This window comes from Bacillus sp. 95MFCvi2.1 (genome assembly GCF_000374965.1).
Classification (GTDB): domain Bacteria; phylum Bacillota; class Bacilli; order Bacillales; family Bacillaceae_G; genus Bacillus_A; species Bacillus_A pseudomycoides.
The window spans coordinates 1-24980 of sequence record NZ_KB895732.1; the positions used below are offsets into that span (position 1 = coordinate 1).

17 protein-coding genes, 1 tRNA gene and 8 pseudogenes are annotated in these 24980 nt (G+C 32.1%); 11 read left to right on the plus strand and 15 right to left on the minus strand.

The genetic code is table 11. The annotated features are described in order from the left end of the window. From C568_RS34465 to C568_RS0128095, 4 genes and pseudogenes are all read left to right on the plus strand, one after another. Positions 1-148, plus strand: a pseudogene (locus C568_RS34465) (IS4 family transposase); the annotation flags it as partial. A 409-nt stretch (positions 149-557) separates the two neighbouring features. Further along, positions 558-1094 (plus strand): annotated as a pseudogene (locus C568_RS32235) (ABC transporter ATP-binding protein); the annotation flags it as partial. 275 nt (positions 1095-1369) lie between these two features. Beyond that, positions 1370-2320, plus strand: coding sequence for an ABC transporter ATP-binding protein (locus C568_RS0128090; protein WP_018783462.1), 951 nt, complete (start codon positions 1370-1372; stop codon positions 2318-2320). Position 2321: 1 nt separating this feature from the next. Continuing rightward, positions 2322-3062: an ABC transporter permease gene (locus C568_RS0128095; protein WP_018783463.1), complete on the plus strand. Its 741-nt coding sequence runs from the start codon at positions 2322-2324 to the stop codon at positions 3060-3062. Between the two features lie 363 nt (positions 3063-3425). Here the strand turns inward: C568_RS0128095 and C568_RS0128100 are convergent, their stop codons facing one another. Together C568_RS0128100 and C568_RS35890 are read right to left on the minus strand one after the other, a co-directional pair. Further along, a complete protein-coding gene (locus tag C568_RS0128100; RefSeq protein ID WP_018783464.1) occupies positions 3426-3701 on the minus strand; it encodes a barstar family protein in 276 nt (91 codons plus the stop codon). A gap of 12 nt (positions 3702-3713) precedes the next feature. Then, a pseudogene (locus C568_RS35890) lies at positions 3714-4634 on the minus strand (ribonuclease domain-containing protein); the annotation flags it as partial. Positions 4635-5414: 780 nt separating this feature from the next. Between C568_RS35890 and C568_RS0128110 the strand changes: the two are divergent. Both C568_RS0128110 and C568_RS0128115 read left to right on the plus strand, forming a co-directional pair. Further along, a complete protein-coding gene (locus C568_RS0128110) occupies positions 5415-6356 on the plus strand; it encodes a hypothetical protein (protein WP_018783466.1) in 942 nt (313 codons plus the stop codon). Between the two features lie 588 nt (positions 6357-6944). Then, a complete protein-coding gene (locus tag C568_RS0128115; RefSeq protein WP_018783467.1) occupies positions 6945-7202 on the plus strand; it encodes a hypothetical protein in 258 nt (85 codons plus the stop codon). 147 nt (positions 7203-7349) lie between these two features. Here C568_RS0128115 and C568_RS33870 read toward each other — a convergent pair. The 5 genes and pseudogenes from C568_RS33870 to C568_RS0128130 all read right to left on the minus strand — a co-directional run. Then, positions 7350-7466: pseudogene (locus tag C568_RS33870) on the minus strand (RNA chaperone Hfq); the annotation flags it as partial. Positions 7467-7825: 359 nt separating this feature from the next. After that, positions 7826-8349 (minus strand): annotated as a pseudogene (locus C568_RS35895) (restriction endonuclease); the annotation flags it as partial. A 643-nt stretch (positions 8350-8992) separates the two neighbouring features. Further along, on the minus strand, positions 8993-10438 hold the full coding sequence (locus C568_RS0128120; protein ID WP_018783468.1) for an ATP-grasp domain-containing protein: 1446 nt from the start codon (positions 10436-10438) through the stop codon (positions 8993-8995). 308 nt (positions 10439-10746) lie between these two features. After that, a complete protein-coding gene (locus C568_RS0128125) occupies positions 10747-11781 on the minus strand; it encodes an asparagine synthetase A (RefSeq protein ID WP_018783469.1) in 1035 nt (344 codons plus the stop codon). A gap of 17 nt (positions 11782-11798) precedes the next feature. Beyond that, on the minus strand, positions 11799-12674 hold the full coding sequence (locus C568_RS0128130) for a class I SAM-dependent methyltransferase (RefSeq protein ID WP_018783470.1): 876 nt from the start codon (positions 12672-12674) through the stop codon (positions 11799-11801). Positions 12675-13434: 760 nt separating this feature from the next. Between C568_RS0128130 and C568_RS0128135 the strand changes: the two genes are divergently transcribed. Next, positions 13435-14061 (plus strand): YczE/YyaS/YitT family protein, encoded by a 627-nt coding sequence (locus C568_RS0128135; RefSeq protein ID WP_018783471.1) that lies wholly within the window; start codon positions 13435-13437, stop codon positions 14059-14061. 317 nt (positions 14062-14378) lie between these two features. Here C568_RS0128135 and C568_RS32240 read toward each other — a convergent pair whose 3' ends face one another. Continuing rightward, on the minus strand, positions 14379-14696 hold the full coding sequence (locus C568_RS32240) for a TauD/TfdA family dioxygenase (protein ID WP_018783472.1): 318 nt from the start codon (positions 14694-14696) through the stop codon (positions 14379-14381). A 167-nt stretch (positions 14697-14863) separates the two neighbouring features. On the opposite strand from C568_RS32240, the gene C568_RS0128145 reads away from it, so the two are divergent. Together C568_RS0128145 and ahcY are read left to right on the plus strand one after the other, a co-directional pair. Further along, positions 14864-15508, plus strand: a complete 645-nt coding sequence (locus C568_RS0128145) for a hypothetical protein (RefSeq protein ID WP_018783473.1) — start codon at positions 14864-14866, stop codon at positions 15506-15508. Between the two features lie 4 nt (positions 15509-15512). Continuing rightward, complete coding sequence (gene ahcY / locus C568_RS0128150) at positions 15513-16820, plus strand: adenosylhomocysteinase (protein ID WP_018783474.1); 1308 nt, start codon at positions 15513-15515, stop codon at positions 16818-16820. 184 nt (positions 16821-17004) lie between these two features. On the opposite strand, the pseudogene C568_RS33880 reads toward ahcY, so the two are convergent. Both C568_RS33880 and C568_RS32250 read right to left on the minus strand, forming a co-directional pair. Then, positions 17005-17831, minus strand: a pseudogene (locus C568_RS33880) (IS1595 family transposase); the annotation flags it as partial. Between the two features lie 161 nt (positions 17832-17992). Next, a pseudogene (locus tag C568_RS32250) lies at positions 17993-18870 on the minus strand (helix-turn-helix domain-containing protein). 330 nt (positions 18871-19200) lie between these two features. Here C568_RS32250 and C568_RS0128165 point away from each other — a divergent pair. Next, positions 19201-19479 (plus strand): AbrB/MazE/SpoVT family DNA-binding domain-containing protein, encoded by a 279-nt coding sequence (locus C568_RS0128165; protein ID WP_018783477.1) that lies wholly within the window; start codon positions 19201-19203, stop codon positions 19477-19479. Between the two features lie 376 nt (positions 19480-19855). Here C568_RS0128165 and C568_RS31460 read toward each other — a convergent pair. From C568_RS31460 to C568_RS0128190, 5 genes and pseudogenes are all read right to left on the minus strand, one after another. Beyond that, positions 19856-20080, minus strand: a pseudogene (locus tag C568_RS31460) (IS4 family transposase); the annotation flags it as partial. A 63-nt stretch (positions 20081-20143) separates the two neighbouring features. Beyond that, positions 20144-20830: an IS6 family transposase gene (locus C568_RS0128175; RefSeq protein ID WP_018783479.1), complete on the minus strand. Its 687-nt coding sequence runs from the start codon at positions 20828-20830 to the stop codon at positions 20144-20146. A 217-nt stretch (positions 20831-21047) separates the two neighbouring features. Next, positions 21048-22070 carry a 7-cyano-7-deazaguanine synthase gene (locus C568_RS0128180; protein WP_018783480.1) on the minus strand — a complete coding sequence of 341 codons (1023 nt, stop codon included), beginning with the start codon at positions 22068-22070 and terminating at the stop codon, positions 21048-21050. A gap of 185 nt (positions 22071-22255) precedes the next feature. Then, the gene (locus tag C568_RS0128185) at positions 22256-23563 is read right to left on the minus strand and encodes a pyridoxal phosphate-dependent aminotransferase (RefSeq protein ID WP_018783481.1); all 1308 of its coding nucleotides are present in this window, start codon (positions 23561-23563) and stop codon (positions 22256-22258) included. Positions 23564-23579: 16 nt separating this feature from the next. Further along, on the minus strand, positions 23580-24560 hold the full coding sequence (locus C568_RS0128190) for a S66 peptidase family protein (RefSeq protein ID WP_018783482.1): 981 nt from the start codon (positions 24558-24560) through the stop codon (positions 23580-23582). Positions 24561-24909: 349 nt separating this feature from the next. Here C568_RS0128190 and C568_RS0128195 point away from each other — a divergent pair. Next, a tRNA-OTHER gene (locus C568_RS0128195) sits at positions 24910-24980 on the plus strand.

Here is a 24980-nt window from a genome sequence, read left to right on the forward strand (position 1 = left end):
AGAAGTATCAAAAATTTTCCTTCGTCTGTTTGACCTCTTACAGAAAAACGGACGGAAATCCCATCGATATGAGAAAAAGACAGTCTTTGATATTTTAGGCGTTGTTTATCAGTGCGCTGTATCCAATCTAAAGCAGAAAACTGCATAACCTTTAAAAATACACCTTATCAAGGTTTATTTGGAATGCGTATTTTTAAAAACAAATAAACAAAACATCAAGCATGTAGGCAACAAGAACGGAAGTTCATGGAATACCCAATCCTAGCTTGATGGGCATGGGGTCACCATATCATTTAGGGAAAATTGTACGTTTAGACACATTTTCGACACAACTATCGATTTTTTTCTCTTTAAGGAAATAGATAGTTTTTTTATTTCTATACATCAGTTGGATAGTGTTTGTTGCCTATACTTTGATTGAAAACATAATACTCATTACACCTTACAACATTGTAAGGCAAATGTAAGAATAATAAATATCTTCTTTAAAACATAATAGCTAAACTAACAATATATGAATCAACTTGAGATTACATTGGATAATGGAGGAAACTATTATGAGTAAGACAGTATTACATGTAAATAAAGTGAAAAAGGTATACGGAAAAAAGGGAGAAAATCAATCCCATGCTTTAAAAGACGTATCTTTTTCCATTGAAGAAGGAGAATTTGTTGAATCATGGGTCCCTCAGGCTCAGGGAAGACAACATTATTAAATGTAATTTCTACTTTAGATAAAGCAACTGAAGGTATCATTACCATTGCCGGGACAGATATCACAAAGATGAGAACCAATGACCTTTCTGACTTTCGTTCTCAAAAATTAGGATTTATCTTTCAAGATTTTAACTTACTTGAAAATTTATCGATTTATGAAAACATTGCATTGCCACTTTCTCTTCAAGGTAAATCCTCTCGTGATATTAAGACTAAAGTACAAGGTGTAACGGATATGTTAGGAATTACTTCTATTCTTTCGAAATATCCTGCTGAGATTTCTCGAGGGCAAAAGCAACGTACTGCTGCGGCCCGTGCACTACTCAATAATCCAACTGTACTGGTATTGGATGAAGCAACGAGCGCTTTGGATCATATAAGTGAAGCGCGGGTAGATGAATATTTATCTAGTATTAATTGTACACGAATAGTGATATACCATCGGTTATCTACGGTGATGAATAGCGACATGATCATTGTTTTGGAGAATGGGAAGGTTTGCGATGTAGGAAATCACAGTCAGTTGTTACATACTTCAAGTTATTATCAATATTACTATAGAGAAATGAGTTCATAGCTGATTTTTATTTACAGGCTGTTCTTAATGAATTCATGAAATGAGGCTACACTTATAATGTAAGGAGTGGGACAATTGAAAACGGTACTATCGGTGCAACACCTAACGAAAGAAATCAAGGGCAAGTTGATTGTGCAAGACATATCGTTCGATGTGGTAGAGGGAGAGATTATTGGACTACTTGGTGCGAACGGAGCGGGCAAGACAACCACAATGAAGATGATAGTTGGTCTAAGCACAATAAGTGCCGGGGACGTGCGGATTGCAGGTTACAGTATTAAGAGTCAGTTTTCTAAAGCACTCTTCAATGTAGGGGCAGTGATTGAAGCACCTGCATTCTATCCTTATTTGAGTGGGTACGAAAATTTACGTCAATATCAGCGTTTGCACAAAAATGCGAGTAAGGATTGGTTGCTGGAGGTAGCCAGTCTGACCGGGATAGAACATGCGCTTAAGCAGCGAGTAGGCACGTACTCCATGGGAATGAAACAACGCTTGGGAATTGCACAAGCACTACTACGAAAACCAAAGTTGCTTGTGTTAGATGAGCCGATGAATGCACTTGATCCTGCTGGTGTCCGTGAAACACGGAACTATTTAAATAGAATTGCGGCAGATTTGGGCGTAGCAATTGTGATCTCCAGTCATCAACTGTCTGAGATTGAGCAGATGGCACGCCGAGTGGTTATTATGCAGAATGGCTGCTTAGTGACAGAGCAGCGGATTGATGATGGGTTATGTTATGGAAAATTCTGTATTACTCTTCACATTGATAATATTGAGCTTACAAGCGAAGTTGTGGTTAACTTGTTTGGGGATGATCATCATGCATTGGATTATATGCAGACAGAGAAATTATCTAACGGTTTGCATACTATGACAGTAGCTATTGATGAAGGTCAAGTTCCAAATCTGATTCGAGCATTGTGTGATGCCGGGGTGGAGGTTCATCGGGTGTTGCCGGCACATACGAGTTTAGAGGATAAGTTTTTAGAATGGACAACTGTGCGCGGTGAGGTGAGTTAAGTTGTTATGGAATGAATGTTTGAAGATAGTGAATAAAAGAATCTTTATTCTTTCACACATTGGTTTTATTGTGATGACGGCACTGTTGTCTTGGTCGTACATCAGTAATCTCAAGGCTGATGTTACGGTGGCTCAAATGGTAGATGCTTTGCTTGGCCTATCGGGAATGCTTGTTATTCTACCTTGGGCGATTGTTTTGTCACCTCTTATTTGGACGGATGAGTATCATTATGGTACTCTGAAACAACTATTCCTGCATACGTCCTCGCGCTCACGGTTGTATGTTGCCAAAATTGCTGCGATGATCTTGCTCATCGTTACGGGTGTTGTTAGTATATTCATTGTTTCTTTGTTATTGAATCTTCTGATGGCTCCACAAAACATGCAATGGGGCGACATGACGGATGTTATATACTCTATCGGAGCACTCGTATTGCAATGTTGCCTATATGCAAGTCTAGCATCCTTGATTGGCGTGTGGACGAGATCAGCTGCTATCGCAGTAGGCGGTAGTTTAGTGCTATACTTTCTTCAGATAATGTTTGGAAGTAGTCTCTTATCTACATCATGGACGCACATTCTATTCATTCATCATGATGATTTAAGTGTCTATTGGAGCACATCACAATATAAATCGGAATTAGTTGGCTTACCTATGTCGTTAGCGATAGATATCGCCTATATTTTGTTTTTCTTTGCAATTGGATTATGGTTGTTCGTCAAAGAGAGAGGAGCAGACTAAACATAACACGGAGCTAAGAATGAGCAAAATAGGATACAGTTATGTCGCTTATGCCGATACTCGGGATAACGGTATGGAAGACGAAAATAATGAATGTGAAACTGAAAGTAGCTAAAAAAATGTATCCATAAAACGAAAAAACGCTATTCTTTTTGTAGAAATATACAGAAAGGGTGGCGTTTTTGGTATGAATTTATTGATTTCTGATGAATTAGGGGTACGGAAACGATTCAGGGTATGAGGGGCCACTCTGGGATTTAATTACATCTATTAGCTGTATCAAAAGAATAAAGAAGTTAGGGTATTACTAAAAAATAGAACAGCCCATATCCAAATTAGGATATAGGCTTTTTATTATATCTATTATTTTACAACAATAAAATATTCTTCCGTCATTTTTTCTTGTGCATCTTGGAAGGTTTCTAAAATTAAATCTGCATATGAACCTAACATTTTTTTACTTTCTTCAAAGAATTCCCATTCTATGGTTACAGGAGTATCAATCCACCCAGTTAGGCAATCCCATAGGGCATCAGCATTCTCTCCATAATAATTAGGTAAATCTAATTTCTCTTTTAATATTTTATGTAGCACCTCTTTACTGGTAAATTTGCGTCCATCTAATTGTATTATCTCCATAATAATTTGCTCCTATTTTATTTCAGTCAATGTTTTGTAATGGTCTGAAGTTTTATAAACTAACCCATCATTGGAATATAGAATTCTATCATTGCCTCGATATCCTGACAAATAATTAACATCAGCTTCATACCAAGTTCTACCAGGGGCATTTGGTAATAACCCTTCCTTATTTTCAAAAATATCGCCACCCATACTTTTTCCCGGTGCTACTTTATGAAGGTTGCCTTGCTTACGCTCCCATCCTAAAGCTTTAGCTTGGTCTTTGGTAATATAATTACCTGGCAACTTTTTATGCTCTTTAATGTATTTAGCAACATCATCGAAACCTGTAGGATATCTCGTAAACTTCGTACTCTTAGCAGCCTTTTCAAGATTTTTCGCTTTCTTCTCGAGATCAGCAACTGTTCCGACTACTTTACCAACTGTTTTAACTGTTCCACCAGTCGCAACACTTAAGACACCCATTGCATAATCAGAAGGACCATACTTCCGCTCTGTACCCAACTCTTTTCCTTCGTACATTTGAATCGCTTCTTTAGGTACATTAAGAATAGGCATAATATCCAATGTAGTGTTCATGAAGTTATTTGTTGTGTTTTGTTCAGCAATATATTCATTAATCTTTTCTGGTGAAACACCAAAATCTCGTAAACTATTACTTAAATCAATGTTTCCAATATTTCTTGCTGCTGCTGGAATGTCGACCTTATGACTTGCAATTTTATTAGCTGAGTCCATAAATGCATTCGCAAAATCTAATCCTGTGTTTACATCTGTGTAAAATCCAGGTGCTTTTTCTTGAAGCGTTTGAAGATGGCCAGCTATTACAGGTACAGTTTCTTGGGTTTTTCGAGCCAGTTCTTCCATTTTTGGCTTTGCAACTTCTATGGATTTTTTTAAACGTATGGAACTCTCTGCGACTTTTCCTAAATGGGGTCACCATACATCGCTATCAAGTTAAAAAATGCATTCTTCCACAAAACGAAAAAACTGAATTAAATACCTATGAATAACTACAAAATTACGAAACACTTCCAATATGGGCCACCCCATTGTCATCAAGCTAAGGTTTTAATGTACTCCCTAAATGAAGATTTTCTTTCTCTACAGATAGTTATTTATAAGAGCGAATCTTATTTAAATATGCAATTTTTCATATCCAAATAAAGGGGATCGGTATGCAGAGTGTGATTAAATTATATTAATAACATTTAAATTTAATTAAATCTCTTTCGGTAGATTACAATAGTTATTTTTTCAGCAGATATATCAAGTTGTAACTATTATAATTACTCAAGTGAAATTAAACAGTAATTTTAGAAGTATAATACTTCTGCTTGCATTAAAACTAAATAGTCAAATTATTAAATGTAGTCGACAAAATTCTACTATTTACGCAATGAAAATTTAGTGTTTTAATAAAGGTGTAATTGGTATGACCACTAAAAAGGGAGGGAATCAAGCTAATAAAAGTTGAGGGGAATTGTCAGTAACATCATGCTAAAAAATATCTAAATATTAAGTCTTTAAAGGCGTGGTGTGGAGATCATCTAGAGTCACAAAAGTATCATATCTGTAAAAATAGCATTCTAAGTTTCTACATAGCAAAAGTGATTTTGTTTTAATCAGAACTAATAGTATAAGCCTTGTACAGTATAATTTCATCTTTTGTAATCTTGTAGAAATAATGAAAAGAAGAGGGGAAATAACATGAAACGTATGAAAAAAATAATCCCAGCAGCATTTGTGTTAAGTTCAGCTTTATTTGTAGCACCAGGATTTTCTTCTGCAGCTACAAATACTACGAATGTAGGAAATCTACCGATTGTAGTGGATTCACAAGGACCAAAAGCACCTATGACAGCAGAGCAAGTTGCAGCAAACGGCACACAGCTTCCTTATATTCCTACAGGTCCTTATGAAGAATTCCCTAAGGAGTGGCATGTATCTACAGAAGATGGTGCTTTAATTGATTATGTTTATGTAGATGTAGTGGCTAATGATAATGGAGTAAGTCTTAGCGGTTTAAAAAATATATATAGAGATTACAAAATTTTAAAAGCTGATGGTACTTGGCTTCAAGATGGAGAATCATATAGTAAAACAGGAAATAAAGGGGATGTATTGTACTCAATTGCAATTCCTAAAACTAATCCAGCTTTAGCTGATACTAAATTAAAGAAAAAAATGAGCTGGAAATTAATTGATTCAAATGTAATAGATAAAAATTCAGGTTATCATTGGAGTAAATCCGTTACAAGCGGAATGTCTCATAATGTAACTGTGGGATTATCTTATACAATTGGGATGGAAGTAGGTCTTGAAGGTATTGCAAAAGTAAATCAATCATTAACTGCAAGTTTCGGTTATGGTATTACATTAAATTCAGAAGAGACAGTTACGAAAACATTTGATTTCAATCCAAAACCTGAGTATGCATATGATCAGTATAGAACTGCATTATATCAACAAGTAGCTAACTATTCAGTTGCTCCAGGTGCAGGATTACAAAATTGGATGTCTAATTGGGAAAATAATGATCCTACAAATCAAGCTTTAAAATTGCTTGGTAAACAACCTTATTATAAATTACAAGCAAAAGAAGCAGTTAATTATCCAGTAGATGTTTTAGTTGCTCTTACTTCGAAATAATAAAAAAGCTGGCATTTTGCCAGCTTTTTTATTATTTCACCTATATATCAATTAGAAATATAATTTGAGAGTGTGAAAAAGATATTTTCTTGCTGTTAAGAAATTAGTGGTTTCTCTTAATATATAAAATCATTTCTCTTGAATAACTGTAAAAGGGGTACGAGAATTAAAGGAGTTCAAATCCAATAAAAATTATTATGACAAACTTAAATCATATAATTCTTTGAAACAATATATGACTTATGATGAATTTGTCGCTGCTTTTGACGGGGAAAAAGGAACAGGAGCTCCCGAATAAACCAAATACTGATTTGAATGGTATTTTCTCAATAAAAATATAGATAAATATGGTAAAATTATATTTGGATGGGAGTCCAATACATATTATTAAAATTAAAGTGGTTATCAAGTCGGAGAAAGGCACCTTAAGGTGTCTTTTCTTTTACCTTTTAGTTATGTTTTGCAATTAAGGAAGCGGTATAAGTATATAAACCGCTGTACAGCATATAGGAACAGTAGACTTTTGTTTGTAGAAGAAACACTCTAACTATAAGTTTTAAACGATAAATATAGAAGGGGGAAGTTTTTATGACGCGTTGCACAAATTGCAAAAGAAGATGGAATGCTTTGCAGGTATGGTCATTGTTCTTTAAAAGAGAAGGGAAAGACTGCCCGTATTGTCTTCAAACTCAATATCTGTCAGCTGATACATTAAGACAATTTTCAGGAACGAGATTACTCAACGTAGATCCATTATTCCTGTGGGTTTTTCCTGTTTTCGCTACATTGAGTGAAAAAGATGAAACATACAACGTTCTTTTTAAGGATAAATCAAATGAAAAATAATACAAACTAATTCCTTAACGTACAGGGAACCGGCTAAAATGTGTCTAAACGTACAATTTTCTTTTTTTGATATGGTGACCCCTTATACCTTATATATATATAATATTGAGAAAGTTTTAAGAAATGGTCAAATCATTCTCATATGTATTATGTAGTAATGGTTGAAACGGCTTGTTTGTAAACGAGTTGCTGTTTACCATAAACCATTATAAGAATCGTAAATTTATCCATTGAGAGAATTTGCCCAGTTATCCGAACCCCGCTCTATAAACGTATCATACTTAAATTTAAATACTGTTTTATAGACATATTTCTCAATATAGTCATTGAAAAAGAATCCCCTAGTAATACAGATTTATTTTTTGTTAATAATTATGGTACGTGAAATTCTATAATTAAGCTTTAAAAAAGCTAACCCTTCTTATCCCCTTAAAAATTCACACATTAGATTTAGAGTCGTTAATGCCCCTAAGTTCGACTTTCCCCGCTTAAGGTCTTACTGCATTGTCCGATTATTAAAAACACCATACAACACAATCTGAGAGGTCGTTTTTTTTATGAGCGGCATCTTTTTTGATAATAAATTCCTGAAAATAACAAATGAGCGATATTTTCATCACAGCTCAATTATTTATTGACTCATTATGTGTATATATAGGATATTGAGAACATCCAAAAATATTTTTTCGATTTTACTTGAATTTCTAACAACTAATTGATGTTTGCACATCGGACATTTCCTCGCTACAGGATTTACACCATAATACACATCTTCAGCTGAATACTCTGGACTTAATTTGTTAATCAGTTTTGAGAGCTCTAAACGATCTATTAGTTTTACATTGCATGCTTTTGCTAACTCTTTAGCCTTGTTTTGTATATATGCTGTTCGTCACACCCCATGCCTCTTACGAACAATAATATATTTTCACTTTATAAATCTCTTGTACGGCACTAGTCCTGACTCGATTTTTCACACCATATCTTTTCTCTTGAATTACGATGGTATTTCTCCCTTTTAATATTAAATCAGTACCATGTCCCCTGTCTTTCTTGTGACAACTGAACGATAATCTAACTCTTGAAAGAGAGCTTTTAAATACACCTTAAACTGATGACCATCCATTTTATCTATATAGTGACCCCCAATAAGTTAAATATATGCTCAATTCTCGTTTAAAAGAACTTTCTAATAAAAAGATATCGAACCCGAGCATTCCAGCTGAAGAAGATCTTCAAAATAAGGATTCGCTAAAGATCAATAATATTATAGATACAGTAATCAGAGGATATTCAATCGCTATAGAAACTGTCGTTATTTAGAAACAACTCGAAGGAGTCATTATAGGCGTACTACCAACATTTTAACGAAGATATACGCTAAGCAAAATTAAACATGAAAAAACGTTGATTTTACTACTCTAAGGGAATCATCTAATCTCAAAAACATAGGTATTTGAGACAAAGGTACTTCAATGTAAAAAGTTCTAAAAATAACTTAAACATTGTCTCAAAACTCATCTTTAAATCAAAATCTTAATTCAAATTGTGTTATTGAGTTTTGAGAATCCCTTAGAGTATAAAAACGTTAAAATGTGCGTGCTACCCCTTATAGATAAAATTTATAAACGTATAAAAAAATAGTGAGAAAAAGATACTTAACTTCAATATATTCTTCAATTAGTAGACATTTTGTACCAAAAAATAAAAACCTAACAAGAGAAAAACATTTCAGCTTCTTCTCTCATTAGGTTTAAAAATTTCATGTAATTAATACAAGCTAACAGGGTCTATACAATCTTAAATTTAATTAAGGAATTAATAGTATTAACATGATTTTCCACATCATTAAAATCATTACCAGATACCATAAAAAAGCCATGTCTAGTCCCAGAGTCTTTAATTTCTTTTATAAAATCACCTTCATTGGGTGTACCAATATCATCCAAAAAAGGTAATTTTTTTACATCATCAATACCTGAAAGTTCTTTTAATACACCAGCTGGCCATTGTAAGGAATGAACCATTGCAACTTTACTTGGTCGATTAGGAATTGGTGGAGTATTTGATTTTAACATCATAAACAATTCTTTATACATATCTTGACCAGTTGCTAACTCAACAAGTCTAGGAATTCCATCTCCTCCAAAGCGTGCATGAGATTCAACAATTTTCGGACCATTTTCAGTAACAATTATTTCTGTATGAGCTGGTCCAAAGGTATATCCTGCTTTAGTTAAAAAGCTATTGACTAAATCTTTAATGCTTTGCTGTACTTCTTCTGATAATTGAGAAGGATGAACGTGCCCATATTCTACAAAAAGTGGAGGTTCCGATTTGATTTTATCTGTAATTCCAAAAATATAGTGTTTCCCATTAAATGATAAAGTCTCGACACTTACTTCTTTTCCTTCTAAGTATTCTTCTATTAAAAATGGTCCATTATAATTATACTCTTCTATTAACGTTTCCCATTCTTTAATATTCTCCTCATTTTCACAAAGAAATACACCTCGACTACCAGTAAGATTAGATGGTTTAATTATACATGGATATCCAACTTTATGAATATTGGTAACTAGTTCACTTCTAGTCTCTGCATATGTATAATTAATAGTAGATAGATTGGAATCACTTAGAAATTTTCGCATTAAATACTTATCATTGATAACACTTATGGAATTAACACTATTCAAAGACTTATTATGTTTCTCTGCAATAATATAAGTATCAAGCATATCGGATTCTTTACCAATATGATATATATAATTCACTTCTTTTTGCTGAGTTACATAGTTAACCATTATTTCGAGTCTAGAGGTATCAGAGATATCAAATACATAGTATTCATCAGCTTTACTATCTTTTAACAATGAATCCATTAATAATGGGCGCTTATCCCAAAATGCAATTACATAGAATCCTAGTTCTTTTGCTCTTTCAATAAGGTGTTGGTAAGGAGTCACTAAGAGTATAACGGGTGTAGCATTTTCAGTGGAGATTTTTTTCCCCTCTTTTTTCTCATGCTTAGCAAGAGTATCTAAACCTTTTTGAAACTTGAGTTCTTCATTAAGGCTAGATACATAATGAGGGTCAGAAAAATTTATTAGATAAAACTCATCCGCAATTTTAAGATTCTCATAATTAAAATTATTTATATCCTGTATAGAAATTACAGAAGAATTTTCTGGTTTTTTGTAGCTTTCTGAAAAATTATTAATAATAATCTCTTGCATAATATTCTCCTTTTCAACATAATGTTATTTCTAAATTTACATTTTAAGTGGTCGCTATCTAGACGACAAGTGGCTCCCTCACATCTATCTATTTAAGAAATAAAATGACTTCGAGAGCTAAAAACACCATATTTAGGAGCATTTTTCCGCACCATAACTAATATTCTATGGTTCCAACTTAACCAAAGGATACCCTTAACCAATAAATTGGTGTACAGAAGACACTATAAAATTAAATTAATTATATAGAATGCTATTGAACAAGAATCCTTTGACTTTAGTCAAAGGATTCTTAAGAATATTATATATTAAGGGTTAATTGTAATACCATTAAATCTAGGAATAACTTGGATATCTCGAATATCATCATGCTGGATTAGCCATAATATAAATCGTTCTACACCCATTCCAAATCCACTTGTTTTCGTTGGGAAATTCTCTTTCATATAGAGATACCATTCATATTCTTTTTCATCAACACCATGTAGTTTTAATGATTCCTTTGTTTCATCTGCGGTAGTATGTCTTTCCCCAGATCCAACTACTTCACCGATTCCAAACAATAGATCCCCATTTAACGCGTATTTTCCAGTATTATCGCTAGCTTGATAAAAAGGAACTGAGCTATAATCATGGTGAGTTAGCCATACAATACCATCAAATTTTTTTATTAATTCTTTTTCTCCAAGATTTGTAATAGTTCTAAACCCTTCATCGTGTGTTTCAACAAACAATGGATTGTTTTCTAACAATTCACACGCTTCTTCCATAGTAATCCTTGGATAATTTTCATTTTTATCTATCATTTTCTGGATATGATCAAGAGTCCCAGTAATTGAAAGAATAGTTTGAGAAGCATTATTAAGCAAATCTTTACATAAGTGATGTACATATTCATTAACTAAATTAATTACATTTTCTAAATTACCTGGAATTTCAGCTTCACTATGATAAAACTGACATAAATGTCTCGCATCAGCTAGTTCTCCTCGAAATGTTGGCATAATATAATGAACACCTTCTTGAATATATCTAAGAAGATATTCAAGATGAAATTGCATTGAATCTGCCAGGTAAGTCGGAGTTCCTTCTAATGTTACTTTGACTGGTAATGAATCACTGCCAAGCCCCATTGGACTAGTAACAGAACCAGTTGTTACAGGAAGTGAAACTGAACGAATGCCTTTTTTTCTAAAGAAATTAAAAGTAGATTGTATAATTTCATCTTGTAATATTACGATTTTACTATACCATTCACTTTTAAGTGCAACCTTATAATGTTCCTCGGGATTCTCCCAAGACTTCGGTGGCTTAACTAATATATTTTCTAATTTCATATTCATTTACGTTCACCTCTTTTTCAAACTCTACATGTTTTGTGTAACATTGGTTCTTGATTAGCTGACTTATATCTATAAAGAAGTACAGAAAATCCTGCATATGTAAGATTCTCATCAAATAGCTCATAAAAATATTTTAATCTTTTACGCATAGCTAATTTTAAACTTTCATCATATTCCGCTAAATGTGATTGACTCATAACCATATTTGTATAATTTTCAATCTCTGAATCTGATGATTTTATGTATTTGAAATCATCAGAGAAATAAAGCTGCAGTTCATGCTTTTCAAAGCTTTGTTCCCAATACTGGCGATCCCAAACATCAATTTTCGCTGCAATAGCCTCTTCGACTGCGCTTTTTACTGGATATGGAGGTATTTCTCTATAATAAATAGGTGCTGCAGCTAAAATTCCACCAGGCTTAAGGACTCTGATATATTCTTTGATAGCTTGTTCTCTATCTTGAATAAATGAAGTAACATTACTACAAAAAACTAAATCAAAGCTGTTATCTTCAAACATTAAAGCTGTTCCATCTGAACAATAAAACTCCACATTTTCCAAATTATTTTTCAAAGCTTTATTTTTAGAAAATTCAACCGATATTGGATTAATATCTATTCCAACAACTTCGGCATTAGGTAAAGTTGAAGCAAACTCTATGCATGAAAAACCAGTATTTGAACCAACTTCTAAAATACGAGCATTTGGTTTCAAATTACTTTCTTTAATAATCGTTCGAATTGTTTCATACCCTCCAGAACACATATTCGGTTCTCTTACTAATCCTACTAAACTTGAAAAATCCATTGTTTCAATCTGAGAAATCGTAAGGTCTTTTACAATAGTTTTAGTCATATTAGTTTTAATCTTCCCTTCAAAATTGTTTTTCATAAGACGCTTCATTTTGATATTAAAATAAAATGTTTTGTGTAGAACGAATACATATAAAATTCAATCAATCTTTCCATGTATACTCATGTTCAGATGTTAATGGTTCGTTTTCACATACATAAAACTTTAAAAATAAAGCAAATTATTATAAATTTACCAATTAAAAAACTTTTCATACACAAATTACCAAAAGATACGATTCTAATTATATATATAATTTTGAATTTTTCAAGTCTTGTATAAATTATTTGTATAAAAAAGGAAAAATTCTTTTTTTTAAGGAACGATTATTATTAACATAATTTGCATAAAAACAATTTCATTATCTAAGTATTTAGAACATATTAAAGCATCCATTTTTTGTATGTTAATATAATTTTTTGTTATATTTCTAATTCGCATTAACACTATAATTAACTATAAAAATACCATCTTGATATGATTGTGATTTTTTACTTAATTTCCAATCATATCAAGATGTTTTAAGTCATTTATTAAACTTGTGATTACTTGACACAGCAGAGCTATTTGCAATATATAAGATAACATTTCATTATCCTATAAAAATGTAAAGATCGAATATTTAACTACGACGCAGCATTTTAATATCGTTATATCGCTTAAAATATCTTATGAAATGAAACAAAATATTAAGTTAATGATTAATTTTTATATTCAGAAATTAAAAAATATTATTGACATGATAAGCTTACCAGAATGTATGGTTTTTATATAAATCACTATGAAAGGAAGATTTTTTATGCAAAAAAAAATTGAATATTTATTTTTTATTGTTGGGCTTTTACTTCTTTCTTTAGGAATAAATATGATGAAAACTATCACTTCATTTGGATTAAGCCCTTATGACTCTTTATTTATTGCTTTATATCAAAAATTTGGTATTAGTATAGGGTTTTGGATTTTTATTATTAATTTATTCTTTACTCTAATTGTATTAATTGTAAATAAAAAACAAATAACGATTGGGACAGTACTGACAATGATCTTAATTTCTGTTTTTGTAGATTTTATAGGTTCCATAGATTGGATAATGGGAATCATTATATCGTTGCCAAAATATATGACAATAATTTTAGGTAATTTATGTGTGGGTATAGGAATAGGAATCTATGTTTCTTCGCAAATTTGTGCTGCTCCACAAGAGGCTTTTGTTTTAACGGTATCTACAAATTTGCATTGGTCTTTCAGAAAAACAGAAATTTCATTGGCTTTTATATTTTTAATTACTAGTTTCCTACTTGATGGTCCTATTTATATAGGTACTATCATACTTTCATTTACAACTGGGTGGATTATTCAAGCTGCTATTAATTTTAGTGGACAATTTTTACAAAAAATTAATACTTATAACAAAACAGCAATGTAGAAGGAAAAAACAAAGTAGAATTAATGAATACTCCTCCACCTAGGCATAGATTTGAGGTGGAGGGGACAAAGTATCGACTTAATAAATGATTAACACAAGTGAAATTGACACTTCCTTATAAGGAAATGGCTGGTATCCACACTCTATATTAAGCGAGTCAAAACAAAGAGCTTTTCTAACGAGATATGCCTCATTCTCCTGTTATAGTTTAATTTCCCCCTCTAAACTCTTTAATGAATAATTTTTTGGGAATTGATAAATTGTTCTTCTCCAAAAAAGATGACCATTGAAAAGAGCACCCTCAATGGTCTAAAAAATTATAAAGAAGGTACTTTTAAAAATAGGCCCCGTACCATTTTCCTAGGCTGATCATTACATTCTTCAAACGCTTCTCTTCCATGAGCAAGTGTATCATTAGAAAAAATTATACCCTGATTAGAATACAGCTTTAGCTTTAAAAAATAAGGGCTACCCTCTTGAGCCAAATCTACTAAATAATCATGAGCTTCTTTTAAATAAGGAATCCTTTTAAATCCGTATTGCCAATCGGCTGTAGCGTCTAAAGTGAAACGTGATATTACCGTCTCATTTTCATAAGCAAATGCTGGACCAACATACTCTGCATTATTGTTCATTGTTCCAATTCTCCTAAGACTTTCAGGATGTAACTAAACCTATTGATCAAGCTGGTAGTAACGATATATTAGTTACAGAAAATCTAGACATAGCAATTAAGCATGTAGAAAGGCTATTTAAGGAATCAAAGAAGGTTCTTCTCGAACAATATATTGACCTTCCCGTTATGAATTTTGATGGGGTTGCATATAATGGAGAGATTCAATTTCTATCTGTTTCACAAAAAATTGGGAATTGTTATGATTATGTCCAAAATAGAGAAAGTATTGCAACAATTTTACTTAATGAAAAAGAGATATATACCAAGGCGAAACACTATGTTGAAAAGTGTCTTTCAGCTCTAGGCATTAAATCTCTAGTATTTCATTTAGAAGTTTTTACATCAGATATGGATAATTATGTTTTCTTAGAAATCGCAGGTAGATATCCAGGGTCTGGAATAACGAATTTAATAGAGAAGGTTTTTAAAATTGACCTTGTTAAAATTAGCTATGATCTAGATTGTCAGATACCAATCAATCCTCTTCAGGATGATCAAATATTTAACGATATTAAACCAACAGCGATGCTTCTACTTCCATCGCCAATAAAAAAAACAATTTTAATTCGCGGCGTATCCGGCATCAAACAATTACCTAAAAATATAATAGGATCTGAGATTCAAAGTCCTGGTAATTTAGTAAGCTATTCATCTATTGATGCTTTCCAGTCTTTAGCACGTATATATATATCAGATGAAAATCTTGTAGATATAGAGAATACAATTAATGAAATTAAATCAAAAATCAAATTTGAATATGAGGAAGTGTAATAATATGGTGAATTCACAAGCTGTTTTAACTCGAGAATATAAAGTAAGTAGCATGGATTTAGCGAATACTGGTAGAAAATCAATTGATTTCGCACAACTTGATATGCCTGGTTTAATGGAGCTTCGAAATTACTTTGGCGACAAAAAACCACTGGCAGGGGCTAAAATTGCGGGCTGTTTAAATATGACCGTTCAAACAGCTGTTTTTATTGAAACCTTACTTGCACTAGGTGCTGAGGTAAGATGGTGTTCAAGTAACACTCATTCTACGCAAGATGAAGCGGCAGCTGCGTTAGCAGATCGTGGGATCCCAGTCTTTGCATGGAAAGGCCAAACCACAGAAGAGTATATTTGGTGTATAGAACAGACGTTTTTCTCTAATGGAGAATGGTGGCCAAACTTATTCTTAGATGATGGTGGTGATTTGGTACAATTAGCTCACGATAAATATGGAGAATATTTACATATGATTAAAGGGGTCTCTGAAGAAACGACAAGTGGTGTTAACCTTTACCGTAAATGGGCACGTAATGGGGACCTAAAAATACCGGTTATTAATGTAAACGATGCACCTACAAAACAAAAATTTGATAATTTTTATGGTTGTAGAGAGTCCTTAATTGATGGTTTAAAGAGAGCAACTGATATTATGATTGGTGGTAAAGTAGCTGTTGTGTGTGGTTATGGATATGTAGGAAAGGGATGTGCTAATTTATTACGTAGCTACGGAGCTCGTGTGTATGTAACTGAAGTAGATCCTATCGCAGCTTCACAAGCGGCTATTGATGGCTTTGAAGTAAAGAAATTAAGCGATGTTCGTGAATTAGGAGATATTTTTGTTACAGCGACTGGTAATATAGAAATCATCACATTAGATGATATGATGCAAATGAAAAATGGAGCAATTTTATGTAATATGGGTCATCGAGATGTTGAAGTAAATATTGCTTCTGTAGATAATTTTCCAAAAACAAGTATACGCCCATATGTTGATTCATACATTCTTCCTAATGGAAAATCAGTAATTATTCTTGGTAGAGGAAAAGATGTCAATCTTGCATGCGCAACTGGACATCCAGATTTTGTAATGAGTACCTCCTTAACAAATCAAGTTTTTGGTTTAATGATATTACATCAAAGTCAATTTGAAAAAGCCGATATATATGCTTTACCTAGAACTTATGATGAATTAAATGCTCAAATGCATTTAAAAAACATGAACATAGAAATTGATTCCCTTTCTGATGAACAACTTGATTATATGGGGCTTATTAGAGGCGAACAATTAAAACCAGATAGCTACCTTTATTAATAAACATATAGTGTAAAATTTTCAAATAAATAGAAAAAATAACGGAAATACATTCCATTTTTTCTAATATTAAGTTATAATGTTTTATATACGGATACTCTCCTAATTTTCATAAAATTGGGGTATGTTTTTTGCCTAAAAGAACCACTGTTCTCCCAGTGGTTCTTTTTCATTTGGCTCTGTTAAAACGGTCAACCCATTGCTTCAATCGAGAATGGAGACCATTAACATTTTGGATATGATACAAGCCTTTGATAACGTGCTTCCCATCATTTGATTTAATTCGATAATGTTCTCTTTTGCATAGGTTTTGTAAGCTCTCCAAGCATCTGTAACAAGGACATTATCAGGTGTTAGCTTAGAGCCAATCATACTCTCTACCTTTGTTTTCACAACACGCCCCATACAAGCAACCTTGGAGACAGTTGCTTTCGTGCGGTCTCTTGCAACAAGCACACAGACATGTTCGTGACTAATCCCTCTGTGCTTAAACTTCCCACCACGGTTACGAGGTTTACGGTCAGAAATGCCACGTTTACCTTTTTCAGAGTATAAGAAATAGGTCTCGTCTACTTCAACGATACCTTCAAATTGCTTAAAATCCATTTGTTTGAGAGCATTTAACAGTTTGTGTCTCCAATAAAAAAGTGTAACCCAAGTAATAACCTCTACGATTTCGGCTGATTTTCGTAAGGAATAGCCTTTGAACATACAATCAACAAATGTAATCCATTCGTCTCCTTTTCGAGTACGATAAAGAACAGTATTGGTCGTGTCAGTAAATGTCTTGTTACAACATTTACAACGATAGCGTTGGCGACCATTATATTTTCCGAACCCAACAACGTGCTCAGACGTACAATGAGGACATTCAAAACCTTCTTTGAAACGAGTTTCTCGCATTTCGTTGATTAAACGACCACCAACAGATGAAGAAGGCTCAACATAGCGTTTTACCCATTGAAACACCCGTTCTTTTTCCGTGTGTGACAAATTTCCAATATGTTTCAATAGGGGTTCAGTAGTATCGCCATAAACCTAACGAAATTAAATACCTCAAAACCAAAAAAATTGACATCTCCAGTTGAAAATGGACAATTTTTTTGGTTTTGAGGCGTTATAAAATCCTTAAGTTGATGGATATGGGGTCACTTCATAACATCAGTGGTTTCTTATTTTTGGTTTTTAAAATATTTTTCTTTAATGATTTTTATATATTGTTTTTTTTCTGTTAGTTCAAATATAAATAATGCTTTTTTCATGAAATTAAAACCATCTTTTTTAGGTTGCTGAAGTTTTATTAAATTTAAACCTTTTTCAAAGTATAGTTCACCTAATAGGTATAAACTATTTATATTAATAGCTAATCTAATGCCCATATCACTATATTTTATTGCTTCTTCATGTTTACACATGAGCTGTAAACATTTTGTTAAAGTATAAATAATTCTTAATTTAATTTCTTTGTTTCTAGGGAAATCTATCTTATTAAAATTATTTAAACATTTTTTTAATATATTAATGCTTTTTTCATATTCTTTATTTTCTGCATGTATTACAGCCATAGTATGCATGATATCTATTTCTATTTCCGATAAAAAATCAACATTGGTTAAAGTTAATTTTAATGATTTATTTAAAATATTTAAAGCATTTTTTGTTGATCCATTTACATTAAATATAGCAATTGCTTCATGCCATAGTAGAAATTGTTTATCTTCTTTTTGTTGGAAATTATTTTCGTTTTTTTCTCTTTTTATTATTTCATAAAGTTCTTTATATTGTTTTTGCTTTATGCAATCTCTTATTACATACTTTACATTTTCTACATATTTTAATTTTTTATTTTGCGTTAGTGCAAATATATAATTTGGATCAATACCAAGTTTTTCAGCTAGTTGATATAATAATATGCTAGATGGATAAATAATTCCTTTTTCTATCTTACTAATTTGACTTTGTGAACATATTCCCTTACATAATTCAATTTGTGATATATTTTTTTTATTCTGAGTTCTTTAATAATAATACCAAGATCGTAAAATTCCATTTTTCCCCTTATAAGTTAACAATTTATTCTTATAAGAATATTTTTCACCTTTCAATATAATGTAAAATCAGTATAGTTTCAATTGTTAGTTCTCTATATTTACCAAGCTATAAGGGTAGCTCCTACCCCTAAGAAAAATACCAATTACATGGAAATTACAGTAAATGGAAGAATGGTATATTTCCTTTAAGAAAAAGTTTAAAAATATCTTTGTGATGGTCGCCAGTTTTTGGAGCATTATGTTTTTTACGTATAAGGATAGATTGTTACAATAAAAATTGCGTAGAGTATGAAAGATGAAGCTATAGACTTTACATGGGGAGAGATTATATGAAATCAATAAAAATACCTCGAAAAGTAGATGAATTAGGGCGTGTGACAATCCCCAAGGAACTTAGAGATACTTTAGATATTAAAGAAAAATCTCCATTAGAGATTTTTGTAGAGGGGAAAAAAATGGTTTTACAAAAGTATCAACCTAACGGTGTATGTGCAATAACAGGAGAAGTATCTGATAAAAATATTTCTTTAGCAGACGGAAAAATTACGTTAAGTCCAGAGGGTGCAGAGCTTTTAATAGAGGAATTACAGAAGTATCTTGTAAAATAATTGGCTCTGAAAAAACAAATTGCAGCACTTACAGAAAATGTTATTTTGTTATTCATACATTAGGGAATGTTATAGGATGAGTACAGTATCCATTCATTTGTTTACTATCGATAATCATACTTATGTAAAAAACTAGTGTGGATCTAGCTGATTCTTTTTTGTCCATGATGCTCTAATCTCTTTGTTTGTTATGTTTTGAATGTATACTTTTGTTAGTTATTTTGTAGGGAATAGGTAAAGTGAAATATAGTTTAATTAAGGAAAAGAAAGTAAACTAATATTCAAAAGTTTACTTTCTTTTTTTGTTTAAAATTTGAAATTGTAATTTACCCCCAGAGTGACCCCTCATTCCCTGAATCGTTTCCGTACCCCCTCGCACTTCTGCTGATGCTTCTAAACAGCTAGATAGCTGAGTTAAAGAAGTAGTAGCGACATTTTGGCTCATCCATACACATAAAGCGACTAAATCTTTTGCTTGGTACTTACTAGTTCGCTGGACAAAACCAGCATCTTTAGCAAGATCTCGTAAGATATTTTGGGATATGAAGTTTTGAATTTCTTGAGCAAATAGTTGTAATTCATCAGATACAGAAACAAACATATAAAGGTTCTGTTGCAAAGTTTCAAAAAGCAGAAACAGGTATTAATAAATGAGGGGAACCATTTAGGCAGTGACTAATAATTTATGTGCTTCTTTGTACGTTGAAAAACCGCAGTTTGGCTGCAAATTGCGGTTTCGTTTATATATAGCATGAATAGTTTCGATTCCTTTCAAGGTACGTGAAGCGTGGCGAAGATTTTGAAATCCTGCGGATTTTGAAAAACGTCGCTTGATATGTCTATGATCCTGTTCGATGAGATTATTGAGATGCTTAACGGTGCAATGTTTCGTATGCACATAAAAACCTTTATTTTTCAGTATTTTGAACGCACAAAGTAGGGCAGGACCCTTGTCTGTTGTGAGAACCGTTGGTTCTCCAAAAGCTTTCACTAACCTTTTCATAAACATATAGGCGGCTTGATGATCCCTTGTTTTACGACGTTGGATATCCAATGTGTATCCTTCTTGATCAATCGCACGATAAAGATAACACCACTCTCCTTTGACTTTGATGTAGGTTTCATCTAAATGCCATATGAAATGTGCTGATTTATTTTTCTTCTTCCAAATTTGATAAATCAAATTGCTATATTCATGTACCCAACGCATGATTGTTGTTGGGTACATGGAAACTCCACGTTCTTTCAGGATTTCAGATACATCACGATAACTTAAAGAAAAACGGCAATAATAGCCGACGGCTACCAAAATAATATCTTTCTTGAACTGTTTTCCTTTAAAATATCCCATGCATCATGCTCCCCAAATCATTTTTCTTACATTTTAATTTTGCTTAGACAACTTTGCAACAGAACCTCAAAGAAAGTACCATTTAGCATAAATAAATTCCACATAGATTCACATATAGAAGGGTTGTACCGTAGAGAAAGCGATTAACTCTTGCAAGATCACTATATAAGAAACCCCCACCTCGAAGCTATGCTCAGGTGAGGGAATATTCGTCTTTCTAAACCTCTAATTCTTTACTAATACCATTTATATAATCCATTGTTACATTTAAATTAGTCATTTTTTCCATCGCTTCACTTTTAGACATATATCCAGCACGTACGTGATATGCTAATTCATATACATACGGATGAAACTGAAACTTTTCTATATGATCAAATAATAAAAAACTATTCAAACGACAATTTGAGGAACACGAATCTGTATCTTTAGGTTGTTTCCAGCCTATCTTTTTTAATTCCTCTACAATTTCTTCTTCTTTATAATTTGAAACATATAAAGGATTAACTAGATTTTGAGTTACTTCTACTCTACTTCTGCTCTTACCAAGATGGTTCCAAGCATTTGGAGAAATTAAAGCCATTTTCTGTTCATATTTATCAATAAGCATTTGGATAAAATCACTTTTAAGTACAGCGGAATCAGTCATTTGCCCAGGTGTCCATCCTCCAGCCATTAGAGGGATTTCTAATTTTTTTGCTAGATCAACCCCTGTTTCAAAAACTAATCCAATACATGATCCACACGCTGTAGTAGAATACATATAAGTTGTTTTATCAAACTCTCCTTGAATACTTCCTCTATAAATCTCATTCATTATACTTTTAGGATATTTAATAATATGATGATCGATATTTAAATTATCTAGTACTGTTTTCATATTTTGACTAGTAACATTAGACAAATAACCATTATCCAACGTCATTGCTAAAATATTCAGTTTATATTTTTCTTTCAATAATTTAAGAGCAAAGGAACTGTCTTTACCGCCACTATATAGAACTAGACAATCATATTTCAAATTGCTTGTCTTTTTCTTTTCAATAAACTCTCCTAAATTAACCTCATTCCAATTAGGTATACCATTAAAATCGTGACAGTAATTACAGACCCCCTCTTCATCAAATGTAATATCAGGAAATGTTTCTGGTAACACACAATTCGTACAAGTCTTAAGATTGTAATGTACTTTTAAACCTTGATCACCATTTTCAAATGAGACTTTTTTATTCGTAATCATCATTCAAACTCCCATCTCAACATCATTTTTATTACTTTTTATATTGAATAAAGTACTAACTATAATTTTATTTCTATTTATACATAAAATAAGTTATTATCAGTAGAAAACTAATAACGTTTATTCTAAATTATTTCTACATTATTTATATAATTACTAAAGGGATTCCAATTATTCACCTATACTTAATAAATAAATCCTTTGGAAATCATTCTACTTAAGGCATCATGTAAGAGATTCTCTCGTACGCCTGTATACATCCTTACATATTTTAAATGCCCTTCTTTTTGTTCATTCCGTGGCACCGCCCAACAATCTGTTACTAAAATACCAGTTTGATAAAATAAGTCCTCTATATATTTACTTATACTATTTTTTTCTTTTTGATATTTAGCAGGTACTTCAAAAATCATGTATGGACAATATTCACCTACATGTATCGAATCTAATGGGTATTTAAGATCTTCCAGAAAAGCTTTTTTCAGGAAACTATCTTTTCTTTCTTTTTCTAAGTACAGATTCTCAAGGAAAACATTCGAATCTTCTGAATCAATCCATTTTTCCATGGCCTTTTGAAATATACCATTGTAATTATACGTATGAATAACCCTATATTCATTAACAATTTTATCCAAAACATTTGGTGTTGCCCATATAGCTCCAATTCCCCATCCATTACAATGAAATTGTTTTCCTAAAGATCTTACACCAAAAATTAAATCTTCAATTCCGTTTTCTTTAATTAATTCCCAGTTATCCTCTAATATAGAAAGTGCAGAAGTTTTGAATACATCCTTATCTGAGGTGCTTCCATAGTAAGCATTATCAATTAATAAACCACATCGATAGTGTACTGACAGTTTTATGATTCCTTCAACTAGCTCCTTAGACCAATTATTTCCTGTAGGATTGTGCTGCGTATTAATTACTATAAAAGATGTAAATTTAGTGTTACTCTGTTCTATTTCCTCTAATATTTGCTGGAAATCTTCTAATGAAGGAGTAAAATTATTAGCTGGATTGAGTAATATCTTTTTAGCTGTAAAGCCTAATGGTTTAAAAACCCCTTCATAGTCCCAGGCTGGATCCGTCGTTATAAAGACTGGTTTTAGATCACTTTTACTTGTTTTATCTAGCATATACCTTCCAAAATCAACCATAGAGCTTCTAGTTCCATTCCAAGTAACACCTACTTCTATTTTCTTACCAAACTCGTTACTTACTTTTTCAGTATTAAATATATATTTTTTTAAAGATTTCCTAAAGCTAGGTAAACCATACATTGATATCTGATAACCACTTTCATATGGTTCAGTATCTCCTAAATTTTTAAGTAATTTCTCTGGTACCCGTTCCCACGTTTCCCCTAAAGCAAGTGGAATAGGCTCATACTCTTTCCCCTCTTTAATATGATATTGTAGGTATTCTGTATCTACCAAATGGTTAGGTTTTACATCATCTAATAATAAGCTTTCCAAAGTTTTAGTATTCATATGGTTCCCTCCACTATTAATTAAAAACTTTCAATAACTTACTTTCTGTATCTATTACTGCACTTCCACCAATTGGAAGTGTCACCATAGGCTCAGTATGACCTAAATCTACATCTAACATAATAGGAATATCAACTTTACCAAAGAAATAATTTAAGATCTCATCAAAAGATTCGGCCCCAGAACTTGAAGGTATAGGGTTAGAATGCCGTCCAATAATTAATCCCTTTATTTCGTTAAAAACATTATGTAATTGTAATTGCATAAGATATGCTAAAAATTTATCAGGACTATACCCCTCTGTTTCTAAGAAAAGTATCTTATCTTTAAAAGAAGGCATATACTTGGTTCCTAACATTAAACTTATAATATTCAAATTCCCCCCAATTAAAATACCTTCACATTTTCCATGATTAAAAACCCTCCACTCCCCTTTTCCATTACTTAACCTTCTGCGACCATCCTCTTTATCCCACCATAGAACCTCTTGAGTCCATTCCTGTGGAGGTAACAGATTAAAGGAAGTATTTCTAGTAAATAAAATATTCTCGAAATTTGTTATTGAATACTCCCATGGACCATTAAATTCTCCCCATTCAGATATTACCATTGGTCCATGGAATGTTTTTTGTCCAGTTTCTTTATAAGCTGCTAATAATAATGCTGTGGCATCACTATAACCAATAATGGGTTTAGGGTTTTCTTTTAATAAATTCCAATTAATATACGGTAATAAGGCAATAGTTGTCCATCCACCGACAGCAAAAACTATTCCCTTTATTTCATCATCTAATAAATATTGATGAAATTCTTCCACTAAATTTTTAGCGAAATTTAAGTCATAGGTTATATTTTTCTTACATGATTCTCCTACTTGAATGTTATACCCTCTAGTTTTTAAAGCTTCTATTGCCCTTTCAAACCTATTAGGAAATAAAAATGGAGCAGGCGAAGAGGGAGCCCATACTACTAATTTGTCATCTTTTTTAAGATGCACAATACATCACCTCAGTTAAATATTCATTTTTCTACACTTTACAATATTTACTATCCAATTATGAATGATACCAAATATTTGAAAACTTCTCAAATTAAATGTCATTCTATTTAGTTAATTATAAATCTTCTAAAATATATCTTGCTTTATACTTAAAACAAAAAATTTATTATACATAAAAATTAAAATTATATTTAACATTTATTCAGACTATAATTACACCTATTGTTTACATTTTTTCGTTAAAAATCCATTATATAAATAAAATTTCAAAGAAATAGAAAATTTAGCAAAAATATCATTTCTAAATTATTGACATATTCTGATTTTTGTTTTATATTGAATTCACGGGGCCATAGCCAAACGGTCAAGGCAGGAAGCTTCTACTTCTGATTAATGGTTCGAATCCATTTGGCCTCT